Source organism: Rhizobium sp. IY2 (assembly GCF_047532935.1).
Taxonomy (GTDB): Bacteria; Pseudomonadota; Alphaproteobacteria; order Rhizobiales; family Rhizobiaceae; genus Rhizobium; species Rhizobium anhuiense.
The window spans coordinates 225,346-240,693 of record NZ_JBLKNU010000005.1; the positions used below are offsets into that span (position 1 = coordinate 225,346).

Annotated in this window: 15 protein-coding genes; 4 read left to right on the forward strand and 11 right to left on the reverse strand. The window is 58.5% G+C overall.

Annotation, left to right across the window (positions count from 1 at the left end; translation table 11 throughout):
- Positions 1–7: 7 nt before the first annotated feature.
- Both ACMUVN_RS18850 and ACMUVN_RS18855 read left to right on the forward strand, forming a co-directional pair.
- Positions 8–811 (forward strand): SDR family NAD(P)-dependent oxidoreductase, encoded by an 804-nt coding sequence (locus ACMUVN_RS18850; protein WP_414815372.1) that lies wholly within the window; start codon positions 8–10, stop codon positions 809–811.
- A gap of 15 nt (positions 812–826) precedes the next feature.
- Positions 827–1,528, forward strand: coding sequence for an HpcH/HpaI aldolase family protein (locus tag ACMUVN_RS18855; protein WP_414815373.1), 702 nt, complete (start codon positions 827–829; stop codon positions 1,526–1,528).
- Positions 1,529–1,596: 68 nt separating this feature from the next.
- Here the strand turns inward: ACMUVN_RS18855 and ACMUVN_RS18860 are convergent, their stop codons facing one another.
- The 10 genes from ACMUVN_RS18860 to ACMUVN_RS18905 all read right to left on the reverse strand — a co-directional run bounded on the left by ACMUVN_RS18860 (position 1,597) and on the right by ACMUVN_RS18905 (position 13,025).
- Positions 1,597–2,277 carry a redoxin domain-containing protein gene (locus ACMUVN_RS18860; protein ID WP_414815374.1) on the reverse strand — a complete coding sequence of 227 codons (681 nt, stop codon included), beginning with the start codon at positions 2,275–2,277 and terminating at the stop codon, positions 1,597–1,599.
- A gap of 165 nt (positions 2,278–2,442) precedes the next feature.
- Complete coding sequence (locus ACMUVN_RS18865) at positions 2,443–4,098, reverse strand: thiamine pyrophosphate-dependent enzyme (protein WP_132574868.1); 1,656 nt, start codon at positions 4,096–4,098, stop codon at positions 2,443–2,445.
- 142 nt (positions 4,099–4,240) lie between these two features.
- Complete coding sequence (locus tag ACMUVN_RS18870) at positions 4,241–5,065, reverse strand: MBL fold metallo-hydrolase (RefSeq protein ID WP_414815375.1); 825 nt, start codon at positions 5,063–5,065, stop codon at positions 4,241–4,243.
- Between the two features lie 88 nt (positions 5,066–5,153).
- Positions 5,154–6,170, reverse strand: a complete 1,017-nt coding sequence (locus tag ACMUVN_RS18875) for a sugar phosphate isomerase/epimerase family protein (protein WP_207910829.1) — start codon at positions 6,168–6,170, stop codon at positions 5,154–5,156.
- Between the two features lie 128 nt (positions 6,171–6,298).
- Complete coding sequence (iolE, locus tag ACMUVN_RS18880; RefSeq protein WP_414815376.1) at positions 6,299–7,237, reverse strand: myo-inosose-2 dehydratase; 939 nt, start codon at positions 7,235–7,237, stop codon at positions 6,299–6,301.
- 38 nt (positions 7,238–7,275) lie between these two features.
- A complete protein-coding gene (locus ACMUVN_RS18885) occupies positions 7,276–7,764 on the reverse strand; it encodes a hypothetical protein (RefSeq protein WP_097543363.1) in 489 nt (162 codons plus the stop codon).
- Complete coding sequence (locus tag ACMUVN_RS18890; RefSeq protein WP_097543364.1) at positions 7,761–8,879, reverse strand: ferritin-like domain-containing protein; 1,119 nt, start codon at positions 8,877–8,879, stop codon at positions 7,761–7,763. Before ACMUVN_RS18890 ends, ACMUVN_RS18885 begins: the two co-directional genes overlap by 4 nt.
- Before the next feature lie 96 nt (positions 8,880–8,975).
- Positions 8,976–10,847: a GMC oxidoreductase gene (locus ACMUVN_RS18895; protein WP_414815377.1), complete on the reverse strand. Its 1,872-nt coding sequence runs from the start codon at positions 10,845–10,847 to the stop codon at positions 8,976–8,978.
- A 96-nt stretch (positions 10,848–10,943) separates the two neighbouring features.
- Positions 10,944–12,374 carry a glycoside hydrolase family 15 protein gene (locus tag ACMUVN_RS18900; RefSeq protein WP_047616822.1) on the reverse strand — a complete coding sequence of 477 codons (1,431 nt, stop codon included), beginning with the start codon at positions 12,372–12,374 and terminating at the stop codon, positions 10,944–10,946.
- Positions 12,375–12,680: 306 nt separating this feature from the next.
- A complete protein-coding gene (locus ACMUVN_RS18905) occupies positions 12,681–13,025 on the reverse strand; it encodes a helix-turn-helix domain-containing protein (RefSeq protein WP_018245423.1) in 345 nt (114 codons plus the stop codon).
- A 181-nt stretch (positions 13,026–13,206) separates the two neighbouring features.
- Between ACMUVN_RS18905 and ACMUVN_RS18910 the strand changes: the two genes are divergently transcribed.
- Together ACMUVN_RS18910 and ACMUVN_RS18915 are read left to right on the forward strand one after the other, a co-directional pair.
- Positions 13,207–13,842, forward strand: a complete 636-nt coding sequence (locus tag ACMUVN_RS18910) for an acyl-homoserine-lactone synthase (protein WP_063474099.1) — start codon at positions 13,207–13,209, stop codon at positions 13,840–13,842.
- A gap of 148 nt (positions 13,843–13,990) precedes the next feature.
- The gene (locus ACMUVN_RS18915; protein ID WP_047616826.1) at positions 13,991–14,716 is read left to right on the forward strand and encodes a helix-turn-helix transcriptional regulator; all 726 of its coding nucleotides are present in this window, start codon (positions 13,991–13,993) and stop codon (positions 14,714–14,716) included.
- 73 nt (positions 14,717–14,789) lie between these two features.
- Here ACMUVN_RS18915 and ACMUVN_RS18920 read toward each other — a convergent pair whose 3' ends face one another.
- The gene (locus tag ACMUVN_RS18920; protein WP_047616828.1) at positions 14,790–15,254 is read right to left on the reverse strand and encodes an Lrp/AsnC family transcriptional regulator; all 465 of its coding nucleotides are present in this window, start codon (positions 15,252–15,254) and stop codon (positions 14,790–14,792) included.
- Positions 15,255–15,348: the final 94 nt, after the last annotated feature.

The following is a 15,348-nucleotide window of genomic DNA, read 5'->3' on the forward strand; positions in this document are numbered from 1 at the left end:
GAAAGATATGGGACGTCTTCAAGGAAAAATCGCTCTGGTGACGGGAGCCGGCTCCGGGATCGGTCGCGAGACCGCCCTGCTGCTGGCCAAGGACGGGGCCACCGTCGTGCTGACCGGGCGGCGGATCGAACCGCTGCGCGAGGTGGCGGCCTTGATCGAAGAGGCGGGTGGCAAGGCCGTCATGCGAGCACTCGATATCGAGACGCGTGAAGAGATCTTTGCGGCCGTGAAGTGGATCAAGGATAGCGTCGGACCCGTCGACATCCTGGTGAACAATGCCGGCAGCGCAAGCAAGGTGCTGAACGCGCGGTTCTTGAGCGAGGCCGAGTGGACCTCCACCATCAACGTCAATCTGACGGCCGTCTTCAACCTGACCCAGGCGGTCCTTCCGGACATGATCGCTAAGGGCGAGGGGACGATCATCACGGTCTCGTCGCTTGCCGTGATCAACCCCAACCTGCTCGGCGGCGCGGCCTATGGTGCGGCCAAGGCCGGCGTGAAGAACTTCATGACCTTCCTGCACAACACCTATCGCAATCAGGGGATCCGGGCGACGACGATCCTGCCCGGCGAGACGAATACGCCGATCATGGACAATCGCGCGCGCCCACCTCTGCAGGAGGAACGTGCCGTCATGATGGATCCTCATGACGTCGCCCGTGCGATCGTCCTCTGCGCCAGCCTGAACAAGAGCGCTGTGATCCCCGAGCTTCACATCTGCCCGACATTCATGCGGGACACGTCAGCGGATATCGAAATTGCGCGGTGGGTCGGAGCGCCGGCCGACACGCCGGATATGCCGAAAAAGTAGAATTGGGAGACATCGATGAACGGAGCGAAGTTGCGCGCGCGACTGTTGGCAGGCGAGGCAGTCACCATGTATACGCCGCATCACGTATCGTCGGGCCTGGCAGCCCGGCTGGTGGAGCTCGGCGCCGATTCCGTCTTCGTCGACTGCGAGCACGGAAGCTGGAGTTTCGAGGATGTGCGCATGACCGCGCAGATCGTCCGCTCCGTCGGCGGGGCGGCGATCATTCGGCCGCATTCGCACGAGCGCCCGATCATTATCCGCTACCTGAATGCGGGCGCCGATGGGATCATGGTCCCGATGGTGGACACGGCCGAACAGGCGCGCGCCATCGTCGATACCGTTCGTTACGCTCTTCCGTCCGACTTCGACAAGCGCCTGGTGGTGGCGATGATCGAGACGGTGGATGCCATCGACAATCTCGACGAAATGCTGAAGGTCGATGGCATTGACGTCTTCTTCATCGGCCCCGGCGATCTCTCGCAGAATATGGGTTATCCGCCGGCTCCGCCCTTCGGCGAGCCGCGTCCCGAAGCAGTGATGGATAAGGTCGCGGTCGCCGTCGACAAGATTCGTGCAGCAGGCAAGATTGCAGGCACGCTCGCCACCGCCGACGAATTGCCTCATTGGCTGCAGAAGGGGGTCCAGTTGTTCTACGTCCACACCGATCCCTTCCTGCGCCGCGGGATTGCCGGCATCAGGCAGACATTCACGCGATAGCGGGCGGAATTGGGCTTCCACCATTCGATCTTTTGCTACTGAGATGCTATCGGACGGTTCACCGCAGGTCAGCGTCCAAGGCTGCCAGCGGCCGCGATGATCTCTGCCGCGGTCGGGAAGATGGAGAGGCTGTTCGGTCCGTCGAGCGCCTCGATTTGTGCCCAGCCGATGGTGCCGTTCGCATTGACCAGGAAGTGCCCGAGGAGTTGGGTCGCGTGGTTCGCGAAGATCTCATTGTCGGCTTCGTCAAGCTCAAACCGATCCTTGGCGTTGAGTATCGTGTTGGCCTCCATCGGGTGCAGCGGTTCCGGCAATTCGTCCGTGGGGTTGATGCGTGCCGCCAGGAACTGTTCCATCGTTGTACGATAGGGCCATTCGGGCTGCTCGCAACTCCCATCGGGCAGGAACTCGGCATGCGGCACACCGTAGGCCCGATGCGTGCGGCAATCCGGGTCGCATAGAAGTGTTATTGGCGTTGGCCGGTGGCGGAAATACAGGCGGGCACGTTCCACCGGCGTGTTGATAACGGCGACGGTCTCCACCCCGGCGGCGCGTAGCGTCGGCTGTACGCCGGCAAGCTGTTCCAACTGACGCCGGCAGAACGGGCAGTGCAGCCCGCGAAAGAACCCGATCACGAACGGGCGACCGCTCAAGTCGGCGAAAGAGACCGTTCCGTCGAAGTTGGCCGTGGCGAGCGCGAATGCGGGAGCGGTTTCTCCAGGTTGCAGCGGGCGTTTCTGGTCTCCCATGGAACAGTTCCTTTGTCGTATCGTCTAGGTCGGACGACCGAAATTGAACTATACCACTTGTGGCCAGAAGGCCCAGCGCTCGATGTTGAGGTCACCGAAGGTGGTTAGGCATGCCTGCCATCTGCCGTTCCGCCCACTAAAGCGCTGAACTCTCCTATGCCCATTCTAATTTGCTTTCCAGTTCGCATTGTCGGGGATCGATCGCTGCGGCACGACGACCTGGATGATGGACGGACTGTTCAGGTTTTCTTTGGCGCCGTTTATGGCCTCCCTCAGTTCGCCATAGGTGCCCACTTTCCAGCCTTGGCAGCCAAAGACCTCTGCCAGCTTGCTGTAATTCCACTGGTGCAGGATGCAGGAATTGTAGAACGGTTTGTCGCCATGGAAAACCGATGCGTCGGCAAGCCATTGCTCCACGCCATAAATGCCGTTGTCCATCACAAAGATGATCGGGTTGAGATTGAAACGGGTTTGTGTCGAGAGGCATTGAGCGGTCATCTGAAACCCGCCATCCCCCGCAAAGACCAGTAGCCTTTGTTGATTTTGCTTCGCCAGCGAAACCCCGGTTGCGGCCGGACCGATATAACCGATCGCCGAATAGGATGATTGCACGATGAAACCGCGGCGAGCACCCACTTCAAGAAGCAGGCTCCCGAAATAATTCAAACTCGCGTCGGCACCAACGATGGTATTTCCGTCGATCTGCGCCTGAATGAAATCGTAGAAGCCCTGATAGGTAATTTCGCCTGCCGGATTGACGACCGGCAGTTGCCGGGCCGGTTTCACCGGAAGACTTTGGCCTTTGCACGTCAGCCTTTTGTCAATCAAGCCGTTGACGAGATCCGCTAGCGAAACCTGTGCGTTGAAGATCGTGCCATATTTCACGGTCTCCCAGGAGGCGAATGCGGTTTTATCGAGATCGATAGGCCAGCCCAAATCATTGATATCAGTCAACCAGACGCCCAGTGCCAATACGAAGTCGGAGTCTTTGACCAAAGACTGGACATAGGGTGATGACGATTTGCCATCGAACACCCCGGCAAATTGTACATCGTCTTCCGATAGAATGGCCTTGCTCAAAAGCTCGGTCACGTAGGGAATTTTGAGGTCCCGGATGAGCCGCTCCGCCTGGTCGTGAAGGCCAAACCGGTCGATCTCGACACCGACCCAGATCAGCGGTCGGGTGGCGTTTTGCAATCTTTCGCTGATTTGCGCGATCGACTGATTGAGACTGTTCTCGTCGGATATAACAGGCGCCGCTTTTAAGGCATTCGACGGGCGCGTACATCCCAGGTCCACCATATCCTCCAGCAACTCGATATAGACCGGACGTCTTTCCGTGATGCACTGCGTCAGCGCATAATCTATGAGCATTGGCGCAAGATGAGGGCTGTCGATGCGGACGGCAGCGGCGGTGATGTATTCGAATACCTGAAGATCCGTTTCCCGGCCGCTGATGAAGTGATGCGAACTGTAGCCGGTTTGTTCGAACGTCAGCGTTTTCTTGATGCTGGGCGCACCGTTGATCAGAACGACCGGCACTTTCTCGACGTAGGATCCGGCGATCGCATTTGTTGCGCAAAGCGAGCCTGCGGAATAGGTGACGCACAGAGCGCCAATTCCTTTCAGTCTGGCATAGCCGTCAGCCGCATAACCGGCATTCAGTTCATTCGCCTCTTCGATGACCTTTATATCGCTTTTCTCGACATAACTGTTCACCCATTCGATCGAATAATCGCCTGCTACGGAAAACAGGTGCCCCAGGCCCAGTTCGCGAAGTCTGTCGACCAGATATTGTCCAACCGTGTATGTGTCGCCCATGTTCCAACGGCTCCCCTGTTGACGACAATTGACGGATATTAGAGTGCCGTGCGTCCTTTCGGACGCACAAAGGACAGCTCTAACACTTTGAATCTACGCATCGTTCTTTCCGAAAATCGATTCCGATTTTCGGGCCGATGCGCTAGAACTCGCTCGCGTTATCGAATAAGCGCGGTACGTATATGTCGAATATGCCGGGGCATTTCCGCTCGGGAAATCTTTCCAGCAGGAAGCGCTTGAAAGCGTCATTGGTGAGTCCGTTGCCGGCGGCCTCCAGGGCGACGGACAAATACTCTATATTTTTGGCAACCTCGTTTTTGTCAGCCGGAAAGCCGTGACCGGGAAGGAACAGGTCATAGTCGGACAGCAGCATACCCTGCAAAATCCCAATCCAATGCTCCATGTATTTCGTCAGATAAAGGTGCGTTCCGCTGTAGATCAGGTCTTGCGCAATAAAAACGCCCACGTCCGGAAGACCTATGGTGAGAAGAAAATCGATCTCCGTATCGACGACTTCATCAAATAGGTATTTGACTCCGTCGATGATTTCCTCGCCGGCGCGGACAGCTCTTTCGGGAATGATCAAGCTCTTCGGAGCGAGATTGCCCAATTTCCAGTGGTCATTCAGGGAATCTTCCCCATGCTGCTGCAGGAACTCTATCGTTTTCGGCAATGCATAAATCGGAATATCGCTGAATGCGGCTCCCAGGCCGAACCAATGGTCGGGGTGTCTGTGCGACAGATAGATCCGGTCGATCTTCTTGCCGATACTGTTGGCATATTCCCTGAATTGCAGGGCATAGGGAACGAGGAATTGCCCATCGACGAGAACAAGCATGTTCCTGCTTTCGATGATGTGCGTTGCATTGGCGATATTGTCAGCCGTGAAAGCTGAAATGAAAGTATGAATACGGACATCGCCTGCTCGCCTGACGATTTTAATGGGATCCGGCAATTGCGTGACCATCGGTATCTCCCTGATTGAAAGGTCGTTTGCTGAGATTTGAAGTTCACTCGGGCACAACATCTGCGCCCGAGCGCCATCACGGATGAGATCAACGGCCGCGGGACGCGAGTTTCTCCTCCAATGTCTTCAGGGCCGCGCGCGCAACGTCGTAGGCGCTGTCGACGTCTGCCTCCGGCGCGTCCTCACCGGGCCGCCAGAAGCGTCTGCGCGTCATTCGCATCGAACTCTCGAAGGGTGGAATCGCGTTGAAGACTTCGACGAGATAGGGGCCGGAATAGACCGGCTCGATTTCGTCCAGCATGATCTCCCAGGGAATCCAGCTATCTCTGACAGCGCCCCGGTCCGGCGCCGAGATGTGAACGTAATTCAGCCGACTCTGCTGTACGGCACGGGCGACATTTTTCCTGAAGATGGCCGGTCCCTGGCTTTCCATGACGACCTGGGCTGTATCGATCGTGACGCCCCCGACCGGAATGTCGGCGCTTTCGAGAAAGTCCAGCGCTTCCGAGACCATGGTCGGCCCGGGCGTTTCCCAATTCTTGACCGGTTCGATGGCGAGCTTCACCCGCTTCTCCGCAGAATATTGCGCCAATTCCCGGAAGATGGAGGCGGCCGCCGCGTATCGTGGCTTCATCCAATCCTGAAGCGCGTCGCTCCAGATCCCTTCGCCGTCATCCGTCAGTGGAAAGATGCCATAGGGGTACAGGAACGGCCCCGACATGATCGTATTCTCCCCGCCCAGCACCGAGGTGATGTCGACGCGGGATTTGAGATAGGACAGCGCCTGCTTGCGCTGGTCCTCATAGGGCGAGGTCGGATCGAAGGTTCGCGTGGTCCCCACATTGGTTGTGAACTTCACATCCCGGAAGCCGGCCCGATCGAACGCCCTCTTGAGGCCGATATAGCTCTCGACCTCAGCGTGATGACCGACGTTGGCCGGTCCTGGGGCGATATGCACATCGAAGCCGGTGTAGCCGATCTCGGTAAGCGCTTTCAGATGCCGGACAAGAACCTGGGTATAGCCCGCGTCGTTCGGCCTCAAATCGGCTGTAAACATAAAGAAGCTGAAATATATCTCTCGTCTGCGTGCCTCTTCCATCTTCATCGCTCCAGCTGTCGCTATCCAGTCATGCGTGGTTCAGGATGATGTCCCGCCCGACACCGTCATGAAGCGAGATCCCTGCCCGCCTCCTTCACATCGCCATCGGGCTGAGACAAACGGTCCGCGCCGGGCTACCATCCGAGCAGCTTGCGCAGATATTCGCGGCCCATTTTCGCGTATTGCAGCGGATTGGCCTTGGCTGGGTCCTGCTCTGCCTCGACGCAGATCCAACCGGCGAAATCCGCCTCGGCCAACGCATCGAGGATTTCCGGAAAGGTCCCTATGGAGCCGTCACCCGGGACGGTGAAGATTCCCGCCTCGATCCCTTGCTGGAAGCACAATCCTTCTTTGTGAATCTTCGTAACCACCTCGGCGCGAATGTCTTTCAGATGAACATGCTTGATGCGGTGGGCATATTTTCTGGCCAGCGCCAGCGGATCGACACCGGCAGCCGCCTGGTGCGCAGTGTCGAGAAGCATGTTGACCAGGCGAGGATCCGTCTCGTCCATGAGCCGGTGGATCGCTTCCGTATTCATCACCCCGGTCCCCAGATGCGGGTGATAGCAGAGCCGGCGGTTACGGGCCCTGGCTTTCTCTCCGGCCTCATGCAGGCCTTCGATCAGCCGTTTCCACTGGTCATCGGAGAAATCGGGGCAATTCGGAAACAGGGCGACAGGAAGCGGATTGACGGCTCCGCCAAACTCGGAAACGACCAGGTCGGCCCTGCGCGGATCGTCGCTGCCGCCTTCCATGGCTTCGAGGAAGTCGAGTTGAGCATCGACATTATCAAGCGTATGACGCTTCATCGCATTGATGGTGAAGTAGGTGCTCACCCAGGGCTCGGAAATCCGTAATCCCCTGAGTTCGAGGACAGGCCGCAATATTTTCGGGTCCGTCGGATATTTGTGGCCGACGCCGCATCCGACATAGCCGGCGAGCGCCATTTCACTCAGAGCCTGCTCGTAGGGGATGCCGATGTCGATATTGATGAAATCGTCATTCCACCAGAGCGTGGGGATGACACCGAGCCAGACTTTGGCAGGCGTCAGTCGATGCAGATGTGTCGTCATGGCAATGATCCAGTTCTTGAAGACAAACGGAAGTGGCGTCAGGTCAGGTTTTGGAATCGAGAGCCGGAAAAAGCCGGAATTTTCGGCGGAAAGGCCCAGGAGCCGAAACCCGGCCCCTTGGCGCCTGCAGGGTGGGCTCCGATCGCCTTCCAGAGCAGACCCTCGACATAGGCATCGGGAGAAACGACGAAGGTGATATTCGCAGGCCTGGGGCCAAAGCGCTCGGTCCAGGCGGAGGACAGCTCGAACCAGGTGCCGGAATACCAGAGCTTGATCAGCGCACGGGCCACGTCTCCGAGCAATTCATTGCCCAGAATGGTCGTGCGCACCGCCTGGATGCGGACCTCACCTTCCGGGGATGGCAGGGCGGCGAAGGCGGCCAGCAGCGCGTCGACGATCTCGCCGCCGACCACCTTGTCGAGCGTGGCGAGATAGCGGTCCGCCAGGCCCGTTCCCAGGAGATCAAAGTGGGAGAAGGCCGTCAATTCGCCGGAAAGACCCAGAAATGCCTCGAAACGGTTGCTCATGCGTTTACCTCCGCCTGCCGGGTGGCGGCTGGCTGTTTGATGGCGCCGGGGATCTCATAGGTGGGGCTGCCGTTCTTACCGGGATGTTGCGGCAGGGGATTGCGGATGAGTTCGAGGATCATGTTGCGGAATTCGAACATCATCGGAACGGCTTCCAGCAGCAGGGTCGGCTGGCCGTTATAGGCACGCGTCAAAAGCTGGAGAAATTCGCCGTAGCGCGTGTTGAAGGCGATCGCCGCCCCACGCAGTTCCGAGCCTTCGAGTATGTCCTCCACTTTCAGGTTCTTTTTTATGGGATACGCGCCTTCCCAATCGACCTGCAACTCAGGACCTGTGGGGTGGCCGGGCTGGTCGCCCTTCTGGTAGTAGCGGCCTTTGACCAGTTCCTCGAAACGATAGTAATGGGCCAGTTCGTGGTCGTCATCGTCGTAGATACCGCCTCCGTCGCCCTCGCCCTGTTCGATGATGAGATCGATGGCTTCCAACGCGCTTTTCAGATCGGTCACCGGAAACAGCTCGCCGCCGCCGGAGTAATAATATTCCGAGGTGATCTGGCGCGATCTGTCGCCTGTAAAGATGGTTGTGCCCGCCCCATGCGCTTCGGCCTCCAGGTATTTGATGCCTTCCGCGATGGCTGAGTAGAACTCGCCGATACTGAAGAAGTGGAGGTCCTCATGGCTCGGATGGCTGGCAAGCGCGGTGATATCAGGGGGAGTTTTGCGATATATCAGGCCCTTGCCGACGAGATGTTCAGGACGCTGGGCCGGCCGCTCGATTTTCAGGAAAGTCGCCAGCGCCTCACGGCCGAAAGCCTGGATGCCGACCTTGAAATCCGTCTCGCCGTCCGGCAGGGCGGCGGGATAGCGGGCTACGAAGTCCGGCCTGACAAGATCCGGCGTGCCGCCGATGGCGTTGAGAATATTGGCCGCGATGGTCAGATGCAGCATTTCTTCCACGACGATCACGCGCAGAACCTGGGTCGCATCCTGATTGACGCCGGGCTTGATCGAGTAAAGCGCCGTCAGATAAGGCGGAATCGTCGCATGTTCGAGCTGCATCGCCCGGTAGAGAAACTCTTTCAGCTCATCGAGCGTCTTAATACTGGAGGAATACATCTCAAGCTCCATGAAAGATAAGTTGGGTTCACAGGCCGGCTTCGTGTCGCTTGCGAGGCCATCTGTTCGTTCCGCACAGCGGATGCCGGTCTTCGTTCAATGCAGAGACTTCAGAATGTCGCGGCCGCTTCGGAAGCACATGGCGGCCAGCGTCAAGGTGACATTGGCCGTGCCGATCGTCGGCATGCTGCCGCCGCCCACGAGATAGAGGTTTTCGTGGTCCCAGCTGCGCTGGTTCTTGTCCACGACGGAATTGGTCTTCGTCGTTCCCATGATATGGGTCCCGGCCAGATGATTGCCGCCGCGGATCGCATAGCCTTGCCCCTCATAGGCCACATAGCCGAAATCGCTGGGGTCGTATTGGGTATGATCCTGCGCGCCCAGACGCGTGAAGACGGTGCGCGCAAACTGGCGGCCATAGGCGGCACCCTTCATGGTATATTCCGGAACCGTGAAGGACAGGATGGGCCGCATATTGCCCAGAGCATCGGTATATTGCGGATCCACCGCGATGCGGTTGCTTTCGACGGGCATGACCTCGATCATGAATGCCAGCAGCAACTGCCGCGAAACCTGGTCGATCATGCCGCGCCGAAGATCCGCCCCGTAGAGGTTGCGATCATCCACCAGTTTGAGAAGGTCGGAAGTCGGCGCACCCGTGGCCCAGCCCCAGCCGTCGTTATGGATATCGATGGCGAAGGCGGCTTGCCTTTCCCGGAAAGGGCCGTCGCGCAGGTCCACGATACCGCCCGTCGAACTGGTTCCGCGCATCGTGCCGCAGATTTCCGGCATCAGCGCCCAGTTCAGCAGATAGGCGTGGTCCATCAGATTGCGTCCGACAAGACCGCTGGTGCTGCGCAGGCCGGAGGCAAGCATGAGACGCGCCGTTTCGATGGCGCCTGCCGCAAGCACGAAAACCTTGCCCTTCACGGTGATGGTCTCGTGAGCAGGTGAGGTCGGATCCTTGTAAATCTTGACCTCGAGAGAGTGGACTTTCCCGCTATCCGGATCGATGTTGACCTTCGATGCGACCGCCTGCGGCAATAGTTCGACAAGCCGCTCGCTGCTTTTCCCGTTTACTGCGAACGCCTTGGCAAGCGTTTTGCCGGAGTGGTAACGCGCTTGCACGGGACAGAGCGGTACGCAGTTGGTGTTGCCCTGGCAGCGACCGCCCTCTTCGACCTGATGCGTATCGACGGCGCCGATGGGACGGTAGCCCTTGCCGCCGTCATAGGCCGGGTTGGGTATGCTGTTGCGCCCCTGCGGATAGGGCCTGACCTTCAGGGGATAGGTCTTGTCGTAAAGTTCGACGCTGGTGCCTTCGATGCCCTTGTTGACCTGCTGATCCAGATAAGAAAGCGGCAGGCCGCGCATGGGAAAGACATAGTCGTCCGGGAAGGTCTGCCCCAGATATTGCTGATCTTCGACATCTGCCGATACACCGATTTCCCGCTCGGCCAGGCGGTAATCATCCTCGATTTCCTCAAAGCTCAGCGGCCAGTCCAACCCTTGGCCGAAAATGGTGCGCGTCTTGAAGTCCGAGCGAAGCAGGCGAGGCGTTTTCGCCTCCCAGTGCATGGTCGTTCCGCCGAAAATACGGGTATATGTCGTATCGCTGACATAAGGGCCGGATTGAACGATATAGGTCGAGCTATCGGTTTCCCCGGCCTGCAGCTTGCGAAGCTGCGGGCTGCGGGGCATGGCCGCGTTCGCATTCAGCGGAAAGGGCGACTGGTTGTCCTTGGAGGCTGCCGAATAGAAAGTCGTCAGCAGATTGTCATAGCCTGACAGTGTGCTGTTGGCACCGGTTCCGGCTTCAAGGATAAGGACACGCTTGCCCGCTTCGGCAGCCTGCTTGGCAATGATTGCGCCGGAAATGCCACTGCCGACAATCACGATATCGTAGTCGCCAGACGCTGCGACGGTTTCGGCATCGGCTTTTATCGCGGATTCAAGGGGAAAAAGCACTTTGGTCCTCCATTATTCTCGGAAAGCCGCATCAGGCTTTGCGGATCATGCGGTTCTGGACTCAATCGAGATTTCAGACCGGACGGCCTGACGTCGTCATGATCTCGGGCCGCGGGAGTTTCGGGGTTTGGACTTGGCGGCGGGGGCGGCGGCGGAGCGGGCTCTGACCGCCGACAGAAAGGAGGCGTAGCTCCAGGTCAGGTTCCGGACGCTTTTCTCATAGCCAACGGTTCCATCGAACTGTTCGCTCAGTTCATAGTGATCGCTGTGGTAGACGATGGCGCGCAGCATGACGTCAGACGAAGCCCGCAAGGCAGCTGAGGCGTCGGCGGCGCTGCTGGATGCGCCAAGTCCCAGTTCCGTGAAGAAGGGCTCGGAGAACTGATCGAGGGGGATGGCGCCGCTGGCCTCGATGGCATTGGCAAGCCGATATTGGAACTCGGCGAAGTTGGCCGTGCACAGAGCCCAGGGATGGCCGCCGACCACCGGGGCCGCCACATCGCCATCGTAATGATCGCCTGGATAGCGCCCGAAGAGTGGTCCGAGCCCTTTGGCCGCGTCGGCGCCATTGATCGGGTAATAGTTCGAAGACGAAGGATCGGCCCACTGGCGCCGCAGGATGGCCGCCGTTGCCAGCAGCTTGGTATCGGTCGGCTCGATCCCGCCATAGCAGACCGCAGAGACGATATCGATGTTCGCGTCGTAACCGGCTTGCTCCGCGGCATCCAGAATGCTCACATAGAGCTGCCCGTTCCAGTGGGTGGCCAGCTGGCTTTCCAGCCAGGAGATGGCATCGGCCACCCCGGCAGGCACGGCAATAGAGATCGTGTTTGCGGAAATTTCCCGGAAAAAGCGCAGCTGCACGGCCCTTGCGAAAAAGGAATAGCCCTCATATTCCTCCCAGAGATTGGTGGTCTTGTTCTGGTAAACTTCGAGAAGATAAGAGAGGTTGGTCTCGACCAATTGTTTGGCGATCGTCTGCGTGGCGCCATCCAGCTGATTGAACAAGGTCAGGATCGCAATCGACTGAATGGCCGGTCCGTCATTCTGCTCCGACCACGGACGAACCTCGCCGGTGATGGTGAAGCAGGCGTGGCCAAGTGTGACGGTCGCGGAATTCTGCGCATTCGCCTGGCAGAGCGCGGCGAAATTCACGTAGTCGACCAGGCTCGGCAAAACCCCGCCCGGAACGGGCAGCAAGCCGGCAAGTGCGATTTCGATGGCCGTAATGGCCCCGTCGCGGACCCAGTTGAAAACATAGTCCTGGTCGACACCCGGCGTGTTCGCGGGATAGGAGGGTGCGGCGATGACGCAGCCCGGGGCCGAAAAGACGCCCGGCGATGCCGGATCCTCGATGACATAGCCATCGCTTGTGATGTTGCGCATCATCAGCAGAGAAAAATAGCGCGACAATGCGACCAGATCGGTCTGCGCGAAGGCAGGCCGCGGTTTGACCGTAGGCGCATTGGCGCCGATATGGGCCGGGTTCGCACCGGTCATTGACTGACTCCAAAGCGCAACTGTCATTGACTGACTCCAAAATCGGTTGAGACTGCCGGGACCAGATCCAAAAATGTTCCGGACCGGTGGCGATGCGGTTTTTCGATAATTTTCGGGCTGCGTATTTACGGTTTCACGTCAAAAGCCGACGCCAACGACCCTTCTGCATTGAGAGTGAAAACAAGGTCTCTGCGGCGGCGAGGGCAGGGCGAGCTGGCCGCCCTGTTGTGTCGCCGTTGAAGCTTTAACTAGAAAGATCGTCGACGATCTGCTTTTTATCAACCTAAACGTGTTGACCTCAGGTCAAAAATTCGCGCAGAATTGCGCTTGGCGTTACGGGTGCTCCGGAGGGATGGATTCGACCAGCCCAGCGAGATTGGACCGTGTTGCCGCAGACCGGTTGCGCAACGCCAGAACCATTTGCAATTCCGTGGCGGAGATCGCGCTGTTCCTATGCCAGTCCATGGTGCCTCGCCCGAGCAGCAGCCAGTCGAGGGAGACATCCAGCAGGTCGGCGAGCGCGCAGGCGCTTTCCAGCGAGGTATGGCCGCCATTCTGCCAGCGTGAGACGGCGGCGACAGACACGTCCAGTTCGGCCGCCAGGGCGTGAACTTTCCGGAACTTGCCCCGGGATATCGCCTCTCGAATACGTTTGCCGCGGGCCATGTCGTGGGTCATCAGAATCCTCCCGTTGGTTGCGTTGAAATTGGCAATTACCAAGAGCTTTCGATCGACGAACATCAGAAACTTCTTATGAAAGGGGAAGGCAAAGCGAAGCACCGGTCAACCTGGTGAAATATCCAGATTGCTCCCGGTCGGCCTCCTGTTGTGAAACGTCAGAACATCAGGAGGGACGGATATGTTGCGGATACTCACCAAAGACATGCTCGATACCGATCGACGTGCTTTCGATGAAATGTTTCGGGCTCGCGCCGCCGTTTTTCGCGATCGGCTGGGATGGCAGGTCGATGTCCGGGACCAATGGGAGAGGGACCGATACGACGAGGCCGAGGATCCCGTATATCTCGTCACGCAACGACCTTCCGGCACACTGACGGGTTCGCTGCGCCTGCTACCGACGACGGGAGCGACGATGCTCAAAAGCGAGTTCCGGCATTTCTTCGATCAGCCTATCGACGTCGATAGCCCAACGACTTGGGAATGTACGCGCTTTTGCGTTCACCCGCTTGCCGGGCACATGGAGCAATCGCGCACAGTTGCCACGGAGCTGCTCTCAGGGCTTTGCGACCTTGCGCTCGACACCGGTATCGAAAGCATCGTCGGCGTCTATGATGGCGCCATGGTCGGAGTGTATCGCAGGATCGGCTGGAGGCCGACGCCGCTTGCCCGATCCCTGCCCGAGATTGGCAAGCTGTATGTCGGCCTATGGGATGTGACGGCGGACAATTGCCGGGCACTTCGGGCCAACCTGTCCCGACTGGAGCGAGCTTCGCCCAATCGTCCCAGAACCTTTGCCGATGGCGGCATGCGGTAAGGCTCGCCCAGCAGCGGGATATGCTCCCGCTAAGCCTTAACCCATTTTTCACCGCACCCATGGTTGTATTAGAATTAGCTGTTCCCCGATCCCGTGAAATGTTACCGGTACGAGTAGTCAATGAAACGCACAACCACGAGTCCATCTCATGCTGAGCAGTTCTCGTTTTTTCTATTGTCTGGATCGGATCTCCGCAGCGCCGACATTGCGGGATCTGGAAACGACGCTGGACGAAGTCCGCCACATCTATGCGATATCGCACATGGTTTTGCATGTGATCCGCTCCTCGGGGGCGGCGGCCAGCAATCCGTTACTGATGCTGACCTACCCGCCCGAGTGGGTGAAACAATATCTTGACCGGGACTACTTCAGCATCGATCCCGTCGTCCGTCTCGGCCGGCGCGGCTTCCTGCCCGTGGAATGGTCGGCGTCAAAATGGGATTCGGGCCGGGCTTATGGCTTCTTCAAGGAGGCCATGGCCTTCGGTATCGGCCGGCAGGGCGTGACTCTGCCGGTGCGGGGACCTCAAGGGGAGCGGTCGCTGTTTACGGTCACGTCCAATCACCCCGACGCCTACTGGCGGCATTTCCGCATGGACAGCATGCGCGACCTCCAGTTTCTCGCCCACCATCTCCACGACAGGGCCATGGTTCTGTCGGGCCTGAGAAAAACGGCGGATTTTCCGCAATTGTCGCGCCGCGAACTGCAATGTCTTGAAATGACGGCCAGCGGCCTGATGGCAAAGCAGATCTGCGCCCGTCTGTCCATTTCGGTGAGCGCGGTGCAACTCTATCTCGCCTCGGCACGCCGGAAGCTGACCGTCGCCACGACGAGTGAAGCGGTCGCCAAGGCTACGGCGCTCGAATTGATCTAGAGCCTGACGAAAACCTGCTCCGGCAGAATGCTTCAATCTAACCCGGAAAGGCTCTAAGCGTGGGGATCGCGGTTCAGCGCCTGCCCCTCGTGCGTGTCGCCAGAACATTGCGAATCGAGAAGCTGGAATGAATCCTGAGGACACCCGGCAAGGTCGACAGTATCTCCTTGTGAATCCGCTCGAACTCGCCGGCATTCGCGACCTCCACGCGCAACAGATAGTCCGAACCGCCCGTCATCAGAAAACATTCCCGGATCTCGGGATGCCGGCGAACCGCCGCTTCGAGGCGGTCGAGATAATCCTCTGTTTGTCGTTCCAGGGTGATGTTGATGATCACGGCGATCATCTCATCCGCATTGCCAGTGTCGATCAGCGCCGTATAGCCGCGGATCACACCTGATTTTTCCATGATTTTGATGCGCCTGAGACAGGCCGATGGAGAGAGACCGATCTCCGCGGCGAGCTTGGCATTGCTCATGCGGGCATCGAGGCGCAGCAATCTCAGGATATTGCGATCGATCGCGTCAAGAGCGGGCATGAGATATCGTTCCAAATATTCGTTGATTATGCGGCTAATAGGCAAATCACACAATAATCGACTACTGAATGATAGGCAATTTCGCTCATTATTT

What these genes read in the sequence shown, in the direction of transcription:
- ACMUVN_RS18850 (WP_414815372.1), top strand. Translation starts at nt 8, where the DNA reads ATGGGACGTCTTCAAGGAAAAATCGCTCTGGTGACGGGAGCCGGCTCC.
- ACMUVN_RS18855 (WP_414815373.1), top strand. Translation starts at nt 827, where the DNA reads ATGAACGGAGCGAAGTTGCGCGCGCGACTGTTGGCAGGCGAGGCAGTC.
- ACMUVN_RS18860 (WP_414815374.1), bottom strand. Translation starts at nt 2,277, where the DNA reads ATGGGAGACCAGAAACGCCCGCTGCAACCTGGAGAAACCGCTCCCGCA.
- ACMUVN_RS18865 (WP_132574868.1), bottom strand. Translation starts at nt 4,098, where the DNA reads ATGGGCGACACATACACGGTTGGACAATATCTGGTCGACAGACTTCGC.
- ACMUVN_RS18870 (WP_414815375.1), bottom strand. Translation starts at nt 5,065, where the DNA reads ATGGTCACGCAATTGCCGGATCCCATTAAAATCGTCAGGCGAGCAGGC.
- ACMUVN_RS18875 (WP_207910829.1), bottom strand. Translation starts at nt 6,170, where the DNA reads ATGAAGATGGAAGAGGCACGCAGACGAGAGATATATTTCAGCTTCTTT.
- iolE (WP_414815376.1), bottom strand. Translation starts at nt 7,237, where the DNA reads ATGACGACACATCTGCATCGACTGACGCCTGCCAAAGTCTGGCTCGGT.
- ACMUVN_RS18885 (WP_097543363.1), bottom strand. Translation starts at nt 7,764, where the DNA reads ATGAGCAACCGTTTCGAGGCATTTCTGGGTCTTTCCGGCGAATTGACG.
- ACMUVN_RS18890 (WP_097543364.1), bottom strand. Translation starts at nt 8,879, where the DNA reads ATGTATTCCTCCAGTATTAAGACGCTCGATGAGCTGAAAGAGTTTCTC.
- ACMUVN_RS18900 (WP_047616822.1), bottom strand. Translation starts at nt 12,374, where the DNA reads ATGACAGTTGCGCTTTGGAGTCAGTCAATGACCGGTGCGAACCCGGCC.
- ACMUVN_RS18905 (WP_018245423.1), bottom strand. Translation starts at nt 13,025, where the DNA reads ATGACCCACGACATGGCCCGCGGCAAACGTATTCGAGAGGCGATATCC.
- ACMUVN_RS18910 (WP_063474099.1), top strand. Translation starts at nt 13,207, where the DNA reads ATGTTGCGGATACTCACCAAAGACATGCTCGATACCGATCGACGTGCT.
- ACMUVN_RS18915 (WP_047616826.1), top strand. Translation starts at nt 13,991, where the DNA reads ATGCTGAGCAGTTCTCGTTTTTTCTATTGTCTGGATCGGATCTCCGCA.
- ACMUVN_RS18920 (WP_047616828.1), bottom strand. Translation starts at nt 15,254, where the DNA reads ATGCCCGCTCTTGACGCGATCGATCGCAATATCCTGAGATTGCTGCGC.